The sequence below is a fragment of the Streptomyces aureus genome, from assembly GCF_000725495.1.
In the GTDB taxonomy this organism is placed as follows: domain Bacteria; phylum Actinomycetota; class Actinomycetes; order Streptomycetales; family Streptomycetaceae; genus Streptomyces; species Streptomyces aureus_B.
Genome location: NZ_JNZD01000018.1, coordinates 116,168 through 128,663, shown reverse-complemented (window position 1 = coordinate 128,663; position 12,496 = coordinate 116,168). Strand labels below are relative to the sequence as shown.

The 12,496-nt window shown below is 71.6% G+C and carries 16 protein-coding genes; 12 read left to right on the top strand and 4 right to left on the bottom strand.

Annotated elements, in window-relative coordinates; translation table 11 throughout:
• Window positions 1-19: 19 nt before the first annotated feature.
• Both IO36_RS22560 and IO36_RS22555 read left to right on the top strand, forming a co-directional pair.
• Window positions 20-283 (top strand): DUF3099 domain-containing protein, encoded by a 264-nt coding sequence (locus IO36_RS22560; protein ID WP_037622376.1) that lies wholly within the window; start codon window positions 20-22, stop codon window positions 281-283.
• A gap of 16 nt (window positions 284-299) precedes the next feature.
• Window positions 300-695: a VOC family protein gene (locus IO36_RS22555; protein WP_037622375.1), complete on the top strand. Its 396-nt coding sequence runs from the start codon at window positions 300-302 to the stop codon at window positions 693-695.
• A gap of 27 nt (window positions 696-722) precedes the next feature.
• Here the strand turns inward: IO36_RS22555 and IO36_RS22550 are convergent, their stop codons facing one another.
• A complete protein-coding gene (locus IO36_RS22550) occupies window positions 723-1,085 on the bottom strand; it encodes a DsrE family protein (protein ID WP_037622498.1) in 363 nt (120 codons plus the stop codon).
• Between the two features lie 155 nt (window positions 1,086-1,240).
• Here IO36_RS22550 and IO36_RS22545 point away from each other — a divergent pair, with 155 nt between their 5' ends.
• From IO36_RS22545 to IO36_RS22515, 6 genes are all read left to right on the top strand, one after another.
• Window positions 1,241-2,008 (top strand): hypothetical protein, encoded by a 768-nt coding sequence (locus IO36_RS22545; protein WP_078943369.1) that lies wholly within the window; start codon window positions 1,241-1,243, stop codon window positions 2,006-2,008.
• Window positions 2,005-3,138: a hypothetical protein gene (locus IO36_RS48965; protein WP_280923744.1), complete on the top strand. Its 1,134-nt coding sequence runs from the start codon at window positions 2,005-2,007 to the stop codon at window positions 3,136-3,138. Before IO36_RS22545 ends, IO36_RS48965 begins: the two co-directional genes overlap by 4 nt.
• Window positions 3,135-4,130 (top strand): hypothetical protein, encoded by a 996-nt coding sequence (locus IO36_RS22535; protein ID WP_245173418.1) that lies wholly within the window; start codon window positions 3,135-3,137, stop codon window positions 4,128-4,130. Before IO36_RS48965 ends, IO36_RS22535 begins: the two co-directional genes overlap by 4 nt.
• A 263-nt stretch (window positions 4,131-4,393) precedes the next feature.
• Window positions 4,394-4,969: a heme-binding beta-barrel domain-containing protein gene (locus tag IO36_RS22525; RefSeq protein WP_037622373.1), complete on the top strand. Its 576-nt coding sequence runs from the start codon at window positions 4,394-4,396 to the stop codon at window positions 4,967-4,969.
• A 76-nt stretch (window positions 4,970-5,045) separates the two neighbouring features.
• Window positions 5,046-5,471, top strand: coding sequence for a Fur family transcriptional regulator (locus tag IO36_RS22520; RefSeq protein ID WP_037622372.1), 426 nt, complete (start codon window positions 5,046-5,048; stop codon window positions 5,469-5,471).
• Window positions 5,472-5,514: 43 nt separating this feature from the next.
• Window positions 5,515-6,480 (top strand): CAF17-like 4Fe-4S cluster assembly/insertion protein YgfZ, encoded by a 966-nt coding sequence (locus IO36_RS22515; RefSeq protein ID WP_037622493.1) that lies wholly within the window; start codon window positions 5,515-5,517, stop codon window positions 6,478-6,480.
• A gap of 83 nt (window positions 6,481-6,563) precedes the next feature.
• On the opposite strand, the gene dtd is transcribed toward IO36_RS22515, so the two are convergent.
• Window positions 6,564-6,989, bottom strand: coding sequence for a D-aminoacyl-tRNA deacylase (gene dtd, locus IO36_RS22510; RefSeq protein WP_037622491.1), 426 nt, complete (start codon window positions 6,987-6,989; stop codon window positions 6,564-6,566).
• 194 nt (window positions 6,990-7,183) lie between these two features.
• On the opposite strand from dtd, the gene IO36_RS22505 reads away from it, so the two are divergent.
• From IO36_RS22505 to IO36_RS22495, 3 genes are all read left to right on the top strand, one after another.
• Window positions 7,184-7,840 carry an RsiG family protein gene (locus IO36_RS22505; RefSeq protein WP_037622370.1) on the top strand — a complete coding sequence of 219 codons (657 nt, stop codon included), beginning with the start codon at window positions 7,184-7,186 and terminating at the stop codon, window positions 7,838-7,840.
• Between the two features lie 131 nt (window positions 7,841-7,971).
• Window positions 7,972-9,000, top strand: coding sequence for an asparaginase (locus IO36_RS22500; RefSeq protein WP_051900822.1), 1,029 nt, complete (start codon window positions 7,972-7,974; stop codon window positions 8,998-9,000).
• Between the two features lie 387 nt (window positions 9,001-9,387).
• Window positions 9,388-10,683 (top strand): GNAT family N-acetyltransferase, encoded by a 1,296-nt coding sequence (locus IO36_RS22495; RefSeq protein WP_051900821.1) that lies wholly within the window; start codon window positions 9,388-9,390, stop codon window positions 10,681-10,683.
• A gap of 192 nt (window positions 10,684-10,875) precedes the next feature.
• Here the strand turns inward: IO36_RS22495 and IO36_RS22490 are convergent, their stop codons facing one another.
• Window positions 10,876-11,061, bottom strand: coding sequence for a hypothetical protein (locus tag IO36_RS22490; RefSeq protein ID WP_037622368.1), 186 nt, complete (start codon window positions 11,059-11,061; stop codon window positions 10,876-10,878).
• 196 nt (window positions 11,062-11,257) lie between these two features.
• Here IO36_RS22490 and IO36_RS22485 point away from each other — a divergent pair, with 196 nt between their 5' ends.
• Entirely contained in the window at window positions 11,258-12,187 is a 930-nt protein-coding gene (locus tag IO36_RS22485; protein ID WP_078943368.1) for a GntR family transcriptional regulator, read from the top strand.
• Here the strand turns inward: IO36_RS22485 and IO36_RS22480 are convergent.
• Window positions 12,177-12,371 (bottom strand): hypothetical protein, encoded by a 195-nt coding sequence (locus IO36_RS22480; protein WP_037622364.1) that lies wholly within the window; start codon window positions 12,369-12,371, stop codon window positions 12,177-12,179. The two genes, IO36_RS22485 and IO36_RS22480, sit on opposite strands and share 11 nt — an antisense overlap.
• Between the last annotated feature and the right edge of the window lie 125 nt (window positions 12,372-12,496).

Genomic DNA, 12,496 nt, shown 5'->3' with positions numbered 1-12,496 from the left:
CCGGGCCTACGCTGGTGGTATGTACGCACGCAGGCGTCGGGTGTATTTCGCCATGATGGGGACGTGCATCGTGCTGTTCGTCCTCGCCTGGGCGGTCGTGCGGCTGTGGTCGGTTCCCGCGGCCGTCGCCATGTGCGTGGTGGCCATGCTGATCCCGCCGGTCGCCGCGATGACGGCCAACCGGCGGGGGCCCGAGGACCGGTGGTGGGACGACCCGTCCGGCGACCCGACGTCCGACGAGTGGTGGGACGAACTGGACGGCAAGAAGCGGCGGCAGCAGTAGGAGCGGATAGGCGTCTATGTCGCGAACGAGGTTGTCCACCGTGGTGCTCGACGCGCCCGACGCCCATGAACTCGCCGGCTTCTACCGGCGGCTGCTCGGCTACGAGGTGCGGGCCGAGGAGTCCGACTGGGTCCTGATCGGCCCCCCGTTCGGCGAGGTCGCCCTCGCCTTCGAGACCGAGCCGCTCTACACCCCGCCGGTGTGGCCCGCGGGCCCCGGTGACCAGCGGATGATGCTCCATCTCGACATCGAGGTCGACGACCTGGCCGAGGAGACCGCCCGCGCCGTGGAGCAGGGTGCCCGGCTGGCCGACCATCAGCCGCAGGACGACGTACGCGTGCTGTTCGACCCGGCGGGCCACCCCTTCTGCCTCTGGGTGGACACACGCTCCAGGCGCCGCCGGAGTCCGTGAGGGCGCGGGGAACGCGGGCGGCGGTGGTCAGTAGACCAGGGCCTGCGTGCCGTCCGTCATCGCCTCCTGCACGAACACCTGCGCGCCCGCGATCCGTACGCCCTCGAGGACGTCCTTCTCCGTGATGTCGCGCCGGGCCGCGCACTGCGTGCACAGCGTGATCCGCCCGGCCGCCAGGATCGAGTCGATCAGATCGGGCAGCGGTGCCGCGTGCGGCAGCTCGAACTCGGCGGCGCGGCCGGGCAGCGCGAACCAGGAGGACTGGCCGGTCAGCCAGAGGGAGACCTCCACCCCGCTGGCCACGGCCACCGCGGCGACGGTGAACGCCTGGGAGCAGCGTTCCGGGGCGTCGGCCCCCGCCGTCACCTTGATCACGAGCTTGTTCGCCATGGCCGCCATCGTAGTCCGAATCGTGATCAACGCCGGTGCAACCCCGTGTGGGGGCCATGGGTCTCCTGTGCGCGGATACGGAATCCGCGATTCACCTTCTGTGGGGGGACGTGTTGGTAGTACCCGAAGGACCCGAAAATCCGGAAAGACCGGGCGTGCCCGAGGGCACGCCGAATGTCGTTCCCGAAACGACGGCGGACGCGCCGTCGGAACCCAGGCCGCGCCGCCGCGGCCGTACGACGCTGATCGTCGCCACAGCCGCCGTGCTCGGCCTCGTCGCCGGAACCTGCGCCGGATTCCTGGTGCAGGCCCACCGTGCGCCCACCAGGCTGCCGTCGCTGTCGCAGCCGGTGCTGACCCAGGCCAAGGGCCCCGGCCCCGAGCCGCTGTCCGCCGCCCAGGACCACCGGGTGAAGACGAACGGCGACCTGCGCAAGCTGCTCCTCACCCGGCCGAAGGGCACGAAGGAAGGCCACTGGGCGGGCAACGACGGCTGGATGGACCTGCCGGAGTACGCCGACAACTACGAGAAGCCGGCCAAGGTCTTCCCCGACCTCATCTCCGACGAGTTCCGCCGCGCGGCCGTCGTCGGCTGGGACGAGGGCAGCACGTACACGGTGGAGATCCGCCTGGTGCAGTTCCACCAGGAGGAGACCCTCAAGGCCGGCGAGTACGCGGACAGCGGGTACTACTGGGCCGAGAAGGAGGGCGGCACGCGCAGCTGGTCCGTCCCCGGCACCGAGGACGGCATGGCATACGTCCACACCCGGCCAGAGACGAAGCCGGGCTACTACCCGATGTACTCGGCGGAGGCGCACGCCTGGCGCGGTGACATCGCCATGGAGATATGGGTCTACGGGACCAAGCAGATCTCCAAGGACAAGATCATGGATCTGGCGAAGCGGCAGGTGGGACGACTGTGAGCGAGAACCCGACCGAGACCTCCGCCGAGGACCGCACCGAGACCTCCGCCGAGGACCTCACCACGGCCTCCGCCAAGACCCCTGCCGAGACCCTCGCCGAGGCCCGCGTCGAGGCATCTGCCGAGGCCGGCATCGAGGCCCCCGCCGGGGACCGCATGGAGACTCGTACCGAGGCCTCCACCGAGAGCCCTGCCGAGACCCCTGGCGAGGCCTCCGCCGAGGATCGTGCCGAGACTCCCGTCGAAGCCGTCGCCGAGCCCCCGGTGGTCGCCTCCGGCGAGGGCGTCGGCGAGGTCGGTGCGCAGGGTCCGGTTGAAGCCGAGGAGCCCGTCGCTTCCGCCGGTGAGTCCGCGGGAGAGACCGGCGCTCCGCCCAGGAAGCGGCTGCGCCGCGGCCGTGTGGCCGCCGTCTCCGGCGCCGTCCTGCTCGTCGCCGCCGTGATCGGCGGTGTCGGCTGGACCGCCAGCACCGTGGACGCCGCCGACCGCGCGCCGGGGAAGCCCACCTGGCGTCTTCCGAAGGCCGCGAAGGACAAGGACAAGAGCGGGAAGGCGAAGGCCGCCACGGGCCTCGCCGGCATGCTCCTGCCCTACGACGACGCCTACACGCGGGGCCCCGACCTCGGAGAGTTCGGCGCCGACGCACGGCTGAACGGCCGTCAGGCCACCGCGCTGCGCAAGGAGTCGCTCCGGGACATGCCCCGCACCCAGCGGCGGCGGTTGGAGAAGGAGATCGACGAAGAGCACATCAAGGGTGTGGTGATGCGCAGTTACGCGAGCGCGGATGCCTACGCCGTCTACAAGAAGCAGGCCTTCACCGCGCGCGTCACGCTGTCCCAGATGGAGAACCAGCGGACCGTGCGGAACATCTCGAAGGCCCAGAACGAGCTGCTCGCATCGCTCGGAATCTTCCGCAAGGGCCCGAAGATCGACGGCCACAAGAACGCCGGCTGCTTCCTGCCGCCCAAGAACAGTGCCGAGAAGCTCGACATGATGTTCTGCTCCGCGTACGAGGGCGATGTGCTGGTGACCGCCACCGTCTCCGGCATCAAGCCGCTCGACGGCCCGACCGTCGCCCGCTTCCTGACCGCCCAGCTCGACCGGATCACGGACCCGGGGGAGGCCGTATGACCGAGAACCTTGCCAACCCGGTAGCACCGGAGGCGGTCGTGGACGACACACCCGGGACCGGGCCGGAAACGGTCGTGGACGAGACGCCAGGGACCGGGCCGGAGGCGGCCGGCGGGACGGCGGCCGGTGCGCAGGCGCCGGCACCGGTCCCCGACGTTCCGGCGCAGGCGCCGGCACCCGTGCCCGACATTCCGGCCGAGGCGCCTCCGGCGGCACCCCGGGTGAAGAAGGACCGCCGTGTCCTTCGTGCCGTGCTGCGCTGGACCGCGGCCACCGTGGCGTTCGCGACGGTCGGCGCCGGTGCCGCGTACGGCATCACGCAGATGCGGCGCACCGACGTCCCGGGCCTGGCGACCGCGTCCGACGGACGGTGGGACTACCCCGAGATCGAGCTGCCCCCGTTGCCCTCGGGCAGCCCGCGCCCCTTCGCCGAGGCCAACAAGGCCGGCGTCCACTACGCCGATCTGCGCAAGCTGCTGCTGCCCGTTCCCGAGGGCGCGAAGGCCGACAAGGACCTGCGCGGCACGGACGGCTGGCTGCCGAAGGCGGACTTCCTCGACGCGTACGCCTCGAAGGACGACCGCGACCGCCTCGGCGGGCTGCTGACGGACTACGCCCTGCGGCACATCGCGGCCCGCGGCTGGACCACCCCGGACGGCACCCGCACCCGGATCTATCTGCTCCGGTTCGACACCGCCACGATCGTCGACGCGCTCCAGCAGGACGAGCTCACGAACTGGGACAGCCCGCAGTTCGCGCTGCGCGGGGCGGCCGACGTGCACAGCGACGGAGGATTCCCGGAGGCCAGCCAGGTCGACAACATCCCGCGCTACGCGTACACGGAGGCCAAGCCCTACGGCGCCGAGCAGGTCAGGCAGGCGTACCTGGTGGCCGGGGACACCCTCGCCCTGGTCGTGCAGTCCCGCAAGGGCGGTGCGGCGAAGATCCCCTTCCAGCAGACCGTCGTGCTGCAGAGCCAGCTCCTCGGCTGAGACGACCGGCCCGGCAAGGGCCACCTGGAAGAGAGGGCCGGGTCCCAGCCGCGTAAGCTGGGGCCCGGCCTTTGTGTACCTCCCCAGTTCCGGCCGAGCCCGGACGGGGACCCGTTCCGCTCACCGAGGAGCACACCCCGTGGAGATCTTCTTCGAAACCCTGCTGGTCCTGGTCTGCGTCGGCGTGCTCGCCTTCGCGGCACTGACCGTGAAGAAGCTGTACCAGGGCCAGCGCTGACCCCCATCAAGGAACTGTTCAGCTCATGATCGAGATCCCGTCGGACCTCCACAAGGACCTGGTCCCCCTTGTCTTCCTGCTCGGCGACTGGGCCGGAGTCGGTGTCCACGACTTCCCCGGTTCCGAGAAGTGCAACTTCGGGCAGGAGGTCAGCTTCACGCACGACGGGCGGGACTTCCTGGAGTACCGCTCGCACAGCTGGGTGCTCGACGAGAACGGCGAGAAAGTCCGGCCGCTGGAGACGGAGACCGGCTTCTGGCGCGTCGACGCCGACCGCAAGGTCGAGGTCGTGATGACCCGCGACGACGGCGTCGTCGAGATCTGGTACGGCGAGATCGCCGACAAGAAGCCGCAGATCGACCTGGTCACCGACGCCGTGGCCCGTACGGCCGCCTCCGGCCCCTACAGCGGCGGCAAGCGCCTGTACGGCTACGTGAACAGCGACCTCATGTGGGTCGGCGAGAAGCAGACCCCCGAGGTCGAGCTGCGCCCCTACATGTCCGGGCACCTGAAGAAGGTCGTCACCCCGGAGGACGTCGAGCGCTGGGCCAAGGCCCTGCCCGACGACATGCCGGACGACGGCATCGCCTTCTTCAAGTAGGACTCCACCGCGTGCCCCCGTGCCGCCCTGCCGTTCCTCAGGGCGGCACGCAAGGGAATGGTCCTAGACTTCCAGTGTGGTGAGCACCGACTGGAAGAGCGACCTCAGGCAGCGCGGCTACCGGCTGACGCCTCAGCGCCAGCTTGTCCTCGAAGCAGTGGACACCCTGGAACACGCGACCCCCGACGACATCCTCGGCGAAGTGAGGAAGACGGCGTCGGGGGTCAACATTTCCACGGTCTACCGGACCCTGGAGCTCCTGGAGGAGCTCGGGCTCGTCAGCCACGCCCATCTGGGACACGGTGCCCCGACCTACCACCTGGCGGACCGGCACCACCACCTCCACCTCGTGTGCCGCGACTGCTCGAACGTCATCGAGGCCGACGTCTCCGTCGCCGCCGAGTTCACCGCCAAGCTCCAGGAGTCCTTCGGCTTCGAGACGGAGATGAAGCACTTCGCGATCTTCGGCCGGTGCAAGGACTGCCAGGCCCGGCAGCAGTGACCGGAATAAGAACGGCGACCACTCGGTCGTAGTGTGTATGTCCATGAAGAGCCCCCTCCTGTCCCTGCCCGGCGCCGTTCCCGCCGAGGGCGTGGACGAAGGCGTCGCCGCCCACTACGGCGACCTGTTCCGTGAGCAGCGCGCCCTCGCCGACGGCGTCGGCTTCGTGGACCTCTCGCACCGCGGTGTCGTCACCGTCACCGGCGACGACCGGCTGGCCTGGCTGCACCTGCTGCTCACCCAGCACGTCACCGACCTCCCGGCGGGCCGTGCCACCGAGGCGCTGATCCTCTCCGCCAACGGCCACATCGAGCACGCGCTCTACCTCGTCGACGACGGCACGACGGTGTGGATGCACACGGAACCCGACACCCAGGACGCGCTGGTCGCCTACCTGGAGTCCATGAAGTTCTTCTACCGGGTCGAAGTCGCCGACCGCACCGCCGACTTCGCGGTCGTGGAGCTTCCGGCCGGTTCGATCGCCGAGGTCCCCGCGGGGGTCGTCGTCCGCGAGACGCCGTACGGCCGTGACCTCTTCCTGCCGCGCGCCGACCTGGAGTCCTTCGCCGAGACGGCGGGACCGCCGGCCGGACTCCTCGCCCACGAGGCCCTGCGCGTCGAACAGCACCGGCCGCGCCTCGGCTTCGAGACCGACCACCGTACGATCCCGCACGAGCTGGGCTGGATCGGTACCGCGGTCCACCTCCAGAAGGGCTGCTACCGCGGGCAGGAGACGGTGGCCCGCGTCCAGAACCTGGGCAAGCCCCCGCGCCGCCTGGTCTTCCTCCACCTCGACGGCAGCGAGGTCGTGCTGCCCCCGCACGGCACCGAACTGCGCCTCGCGGACGAGGACCCGGCCGGCCGCAAGATCGGCTTCATCACCACCTCCGTACGCCACCACGAACTCGGCCCGATCGCCCTGGCCCTGGTGAAGCGCAACGTGCCGGTGGACGCCCCGCTGATGGCGGACTCCACGGCGGCGGCGCAGGAGGTCGTGGTCGAGCCGTAGGGCTCACCGCTCCCGGGGGGACGGTGGCCAGAAGGCCCGCTTCTCCCGGGGGATGGTGGCTGTGGGGCCGACCGCCTCCGGGGTCATATCTCCAGGAGGACGGTGAACGGGCCGTCGTTCGTCAGGGACACCCGCATCTGGGCGCCGAACCGGCCCGTGGCCACCGTGGCGCCCAGAGCGCGGAGCTGGGCGACGACCTCATCGACGAGGGGCTCGGCCACATCGCCTGGGGCGGCCGCGTTCCAGGTGGGGCGGCGTCCCTTGCGGGCGTCGCCGTACAGCGTGAACTGGCTGATGACCAGCAGCGGCGCGTCGATGTCGGAGCAGGACCGCTCGTCGGCCAGCATCCGGACGGACCAGAGTTTGCGGGCGAGCTGGGCCGCCTTCTCCTTGGTGTCCTCGTGCGTGACCCCGACGAGGACGCACAGGCCCTCACCGCTGATCTCGCCGACCGTCTCGCCGTCCACGACGACGCTCGCGCCGTCCACCCTCTGCACCACCGCACGCATGCCGACCATGATGCCGTGTCATGGCTCCGTCGCGCCGTGCGGGCCCTTCGCGTGATTTTCCGGGGTAACCAACCCGCCATCTGGGGCCGATCGGGTCACTCGGTCACATAGCGGCCATCTGGGGTGGCACCATGCGGGGTGTTGCGGTCCGGCCGTTGGGCGGACCGCGCCGGTCGAGGGGACGGTAGAGGTACATGAGCACATCGAGGACCGGGCAGCAGACCGCGGCCGTGTCATTGACCCGCGCGAGCGTCCGGGCGGACGCGATGACGGCCCGGCCGCCGGTGCAGCGCACCGACAGCGGCCCGCTGGCGGCGGATCCGGTCCCGGCCGGCATCGCCGTCCTGCGGCTGCCCGAACTGCGGACGCTGCGCCGGGACGCCCAGCGGGACGAGGCCGACCTCAGCTACGTCCGCCGGCTGCTCCAGGGACGCATCGACATCCTGCGCGCGGAACTCGCGCGCCGCGGGGAGCGCCGGGCGCCCCACACGGCCTCCGGGCACCTCCCGTCCGTGGACCGGGGCAGGCACTCCGTCGTCGAGCGGCTCTCGGAGATCCTCACGGACGCGCCGGCCCGGTACCGCTCCTCGGCCCGCCATGTGACCGTGGGCACCCCGCACGGCGAGGAGTACCGGGCGCTGGCGGCCGACATGCTCGCCGAGGTGGAGCTGTCGGACCTGAACGCCCGGACGGACGACGAGCTGCGCGCCGGGCTCGGGCGGCTCGTCCGCTACGAGCAGCAGGTCTCCCGGCAGCGCCAGCAGCTCCAGCGCACGGCGGACGATTGCAGCGCCGAGATCGCCCGCAGGTACCGTGAAGGGGAAGCACAAGTAGACGACCTGCTCATCTGACGTGGCGGCCCCGGCGATCCCGGGGGCGAGGGGCGCGCCGGCACCAGCGAGGCGCGCTCCGCTCCGCGCAGGCGGGGGCACGACCCGGCCGCCGCCTTCCGAGCGGGTCCCGTTCCGGAAGGCCACCGCCGATGTCCGCAGCTCCCCGCACGTCCGAAGGCTCCTCCATACCCGACGCGGCGGCTCCGGGGGCCGTCTCCGGCGTCCCGGCCGGCTCCGGGGTGCTCCCGGTGCTCGCCGAGGTCGTACGGTCCGGATTCGTCGAGGGCCACCATCGCGGCAGCCTGGTGGTGCTGGCCGCGGACGGCTCGGTCGAGCTGGCCCTCGGCGATGCGGCGGCGCCGGTCTTCCCGCGCTCGTCGAACAAGCCCATGCAGGCGGCGGGCGTCCTGCGCGCCGGTCTGGACCTGGCCGGGGAGCGCCTCGCCCTCGCCGCCGCGAGCCACTCCGGCGAGATCTTCCACCGCGACCTGGTCCAGAAGATGCTCGTCGAGCACGGGCTGGACGCCGGGCAGCTCCAGTGCCCGCCGGACCTCCCGCTGGACCCCGTCGAGGCCGAGACCTACCTCGCCTCCGGTGCCGTCCGCGACCGGGTCACCATGAACTGCTCCGGGAAGCACGCGGCGATGCTGGCGGTGTGCGCGCAGCGCGGCTGGCCCACCGAGTCCTACCTCGACCCCGGGCACCCGCTCCAGCAGCTGATCCACACCGTGGTGGAGGAGGCCGCGGGGGAGCCCGTCGCGGCGGTCGGCACGGACGGCTGCGGGGCGCCCCTGATGGCGATCACCCTCACGGGTCTCGCCCGCGCCTTCCGTTCCTTCGTCCTCGCGGCCCCGGGCACCGCCGAGCGCCGCGTGGCCGACGCGATGCGCGCCCACCCCGAGTACGTCGCCGGCACCCGGCGCCCCGACACCTGGCTGATGCGCGAGGTCCCGGGCGCCCTGTCGAAGATGGGCGCCGAGGCCGTCCAGGCGGTCGCGCTCCCCGACGGCCGCGCGCTCGCGTTCAAGATCGACGACGGCGGTGGCCGGGCCCTGGGCCCCGTCCTGGCCCGCGGCCTGACCCTGCTGGGCGTGGAGTCCCCGGTCCTGGACCGGATAGGCAGCGCCCCTCTGCTGGGTGGCGGCCGAGAGGTGGGAGAGATCCGAGCGGCTTTCTGAACGGCTGACCAGCTGGGTGGTGCCGGTTCGGGCGCCGGGGTCGGCCGCAGGCGGGACCAGCCGGGACCGGGCCGACCCGGGTAGGTCCATGGCTGGGCCGGGGCCGGGGCCGAACCGGACGGGACCTCCAGGCCCGGGACCCCGGCGGCGAAGCCGTAGGCGCGAGCGGCGCGGGCAAGGGACGCGAGGAACCGCGCGCCCAGCCCCGGTCGACCGCGGTGGCCGGTCCGGGTCCGGGTGAGGCCAGGTAGGCCAGGTCGGTCGGGTGGCGCCGGGTGGCCCCGCTAGGCCAGGGTGCTGCCGGGGTGCGAGCCGGAGGCGACCGCGTCCCGGGCCCAGGTGGAAATAGGGGCGACACCTCGGCCAGGGGCCGCCTAGCGTGGGGCCATGACCCCGCACGATGCCATCGACGCGGCCGGCACGGTCGCCGCCGCCGATCCGATCGACGTACGGCCGATCACCCTCTCCGAGTTCCCCGACTGGCTGCGCGCCGTGAAGACGGGTTTCCTGCAGCAGCCGGTCGTCTCCGACGAGGAGCTCGAGAACCGGCTGCCGGTGGTCGTCCCGGAGAGAACCCGGGGCGCGTTCGACGGCTCCCGCTGTGTGGCGACGTTCCGGTCGTTCTCGCAGGAGCTCACCGCGGTCGGCGGGGCCGCCGTGCCCGCCGACGCGATCTCCGGGGTGACCGTCTCGCCCACGCACCGCCGTCGCGGCCTGCTGACCCGCATGATGAAGGCCGACCTCGCGGCGGCCAGGGAGCGCGGCGACGTCGTCGCGACACTCATCGCCGCCGAGTACCCCATCTACGGCCGCTACGGCTTCGGCCCCGCCACCACCGTCACCGAGTGGACGATCGAGGTACCCCGCACCGGACTCGACCCCCGCCGGGCCGGCCCGGACGACGGCGGGCGGATCGACCTCCTGGACGCCGAGGACGTGCGCAAGACGGGTCCCGAACTGCACGAACGGCTCCGGCACGGCCGGCCGGGCGTGATCGACCGCGACGAGCGGTGGTGGCAGATCAACACCGGCCTGCTGAACATCGGCCACGGCCCCTGGAAGGAGCCGTTCTACGCCGCGTACCGTTCGGCGTCCGGCGAGGTCGAGGGCCTCGTCTCCTACACGGCCGACGACGACTGGGGAGACTCCAACCAGCCCCACAACACGGCGGAGGTCAGGTGGCTGCTCGCGGTGACGCCGGCGGCCGAGCGCGCCCTGTGGGGCTACCTCTGCTCGATCGACTGGATCACCCGGGTCAAGACCGGCCGGCGCGCCCCCGACGATCTGCTGCCGCACTTCCTGCCCGACCCGCGCGCCGCCCGGATCACCGGCCAGTCGGACTGGCTCTGGGTGCGGATCCTGGACGTCGTACGGGCCCTGGAGGCGCGTACGTACGGGGCCGTCGGGACGCTCGTGCTGGACGTGACGGACGAGAGCGGACCGGACGGCGGCCGCTACCGTCTCCGGGCCGCGCCGGACGGTACGGCGACCTGCGAGCGGGTCACCGAGGAAGCGGACCTGTCGCTGTCCATCGCCGATCTGGCGACGCTGTGGCTCGGGGACGAGTCCGCGGTGCGGCTGGCCGCGCTGGGCCGGGTCCGGGAACGGCGAGAGGGCGCCGCCGCGCTGGCCGACGCCCTGCTGCGCACGTCCAGGCGACCGTGGTGCCCGGACATCTTCTGATGCTGAACCGCTGCTGCCTGTAGGGAGGTTCTCCTTCCGTGCGGGGTGCGGGTGACGACGACTGCGACGGCTGATCCGTAGCGATTCGGTTGTGGTGGTGCGGTTTCCTGCGGTGGTGCTGACTGACCGGGCTCCCGGCTCCCCTCCGGAAGGGAGCACGGTCAGCCGGACCGGCCGGACGGTGACGTCCGGTCAGCCGGACTGGGCGAGCAGCATCACGAGGATCACGGCCCCGATGCCGCTGACGGTGGTGTTCCGGGCCTTGAGCCCGACGGACAGCGCGACGAACGCGATGATGCCCATCGGCCCGTACTCCCACTGGATGAGTTGCTCGAATCCGATGGCCAGGGCGGCCACGGCGAGGGCGACGAGCGGCATGACGGTCCCTCCTCGGGGACGGGGAGGCGGACCCCCGCGGTGAGGACCGTCCGCCCCGCCACCTGGTGACCAGGCGACCCTTCGGCGGCCAACCCTCCTGAAGTTTGACCATGTTGTGCAAGTTGGCGACCAACTCACTCCTAGTTATCTCCGTGTTGGGACGACTCATAACCACCTATCGAGCAACTGCCCAAAGATGGCGGGAAGTTGTAGGGTTCTGGTTGTGGAGCCGAAGCATGCCGTCGTCAACGGACGGAACAGGTCACCACGGCCGCCGAGGTCTCACCGCGAGGTGGCCGACGAGCTGCGCAGCCGGATCAGGTCCGGTCAGCTGCGGGCCGGCCAGCGCATGCCGACCCAGGCGGAACTGGCCGTGGAGTTCGGCGTCGAGCGCGGCACGGTGCGCCAGGCGCTGCGCGTCCTCCAGTCGGAGCACCTGCTCGTCAACGTGTCCAAGGGGAGCCCGGCGACGGTCGCGGACCATCCCGAGCAGGCCCTGACCGGGCCGCAGGCGCTGCCGCAGTCCACCATGGTGGCGCTCGCCCCGCGGATCACCGCGGCCTTCGCGGCCCCGCACGTGCGGATCGACGCGCTGTGTCTGACCGCGGTCTCGCTCACCCTCGCCATCGGCGAGCCGTTGCGCGAGATTCACGCGGGACGCATAAAACCGGCCAGGGTCGACGTCCGGGTGCTGCTTCCCAGCCGGGACATCGACCTCGCGTTCCCGGCCCTGGTCGACGACATGGCGGACGACCGTCCGCGGCGCCGCTGGCTGGCCCACCGCAACGCCCAGGTGCGGGTGCTGCGGCACAATCTGCTCGCGCTGCGGGCCACGCACGGCATCGACGTGCGGGTCTCGTTCCGCGCGCTGCCCTTCACCCCGCCCGTGAAGCTGTACCTGCTCAACGGGGCGGAGGCGCTGTTCGCGTACTACACGCTCGCGCGGCGGGGCGAGGAGATCGACCACGAGTACCTGGAGCTGTACGACGCCCAGGGCACGCAGTCGATGCTGTTCCCCTTCGGTCAGGAGGCGGGACTGCGGGACACCACGTTCGTGGAGCAGTCCCACCTCTGGTTCGACGCGCTGTGGCGGACCATCAGCTCCGAACTGCTGATCACGAACTGAGGGCGGGCCCCGCGACCAGCAGCGCCAGGACCGCGGCTCCGATGGAGCTGCATGTGGCGTTCTTCGCCTTGATCCCGACGCTGAGCAGCAGCAGACCGACGATGCCGGTCGGCCCGTACTGCCAGTGGACGAGCTGCTCGAAGCCGACGACGAAGACGGCGGAGAGGAGGGTGACGGCGGGCATGGTGGTACCTCCTGCTTCTCTTCGGTGACGTGCTCGGGGTGATCGATGCCGTCGATGGACGAGGGGGAGGCAAAACTTCCGCCATCTTGGCCAAGTTGGCAACCAACTCTGGTTAGGTTGTCCCC

Excerpts from the sequence above, each read along its gene's own strand:
- IO36_RS22560 (WP_037622376.1), top strand. The coding sequence starts at position 20 with ATGTACGCACGCAGGCGTCGGGTGTATTTCGCCATGATGGGGACGTGC.
- IO36_RS22555 (WP_037622375.1), top strand. The coding sequence starts at position 300 with ATGTCGCGAACGAGGTTGTCCACCGTGGTGCTCGACGCGCCCGACGCC.
- IO36_RS22550 (WP_037622498.1), bottom strand. The coding sequence starts at position 1,085 with ATGGCGAACAAGCTCGTGATCAAGGTGACGGCGGGGGCCGACGCCCCG.
- IO36_RS22535 (WP_245173418.1), top strand. The coding sequence starts at position 3,135 with ATGACCGAGAACCTTGCCAACCCGGTAGCACCGGAGGCGGTCGTGGAC.
- IO36_RS22525 (WP_037622373.1), top strand. The coding sequence starts at position 4,394 with ATGATCGAGATCCCGTCGGACCTCCACAAGGACCTGGTCCCCCTTGTC.
- IO36_RS22515 (WP_037622493.1), top strand. The coding sequence starts at position 5,515 with ATGAAGAGCCCCCTCCTGTCCCTGCCCGGCGCCGTTCCCGCCGAGGGC.
- dtd (WP_037622491.1), bottom strand. The coding sequence starts at position 6,989 with ATGCGTGCGGTGGTGCAGAGGGTGGACGGCGCGAGCGTCGTCGTGGAC.
- IO36_RS22505 (WP_037622370.1), top strand. The coding sequence starts at position 7,184 with ATGAGCACATCGAGGACCGGGCAGCAGACCGCGGCCGTGTCATTGACC.
- IO36_RS22500 (WP_051900822.1), top strand. The coding sequence starts at position 7,972 with ATGTCCGCAGCTCCCCGCACGTCCGAAGGCTCCTCCATACCCGACGCG.
- IO36_RS22495 (WP_051900821.1), top strand. The coding sequence starts at position 9,388 with ATGACCCCGCACGATGCCATCGACGCGGCCGGCACGGTCGCCGCCGCC.
- IO36_RS22490 (WP_037622368.1), bottom strand. The coding sequence starts at position 11,061 with ATGCCGCTCGTCGCCCTCGCCGTGGCCGCCCTGGCCATCGGATTCGAG.
- IO36_RS22485 (WP_078943368.1), top strand. The coding sequence starts at position 11,258 with ATGGCGGGAAGTTGTAGGGTTCTGGTTGTGGAGCCGAAGCATGCCGTC.
- IO36_RS22480 (WP_037622364.1), bottom strand. The coding sequence starts at position 12,371 with ATGCCCGCCGTCACCCTCCTCTCCGCCGTCTTCGTCGTCGGCTTCGAG.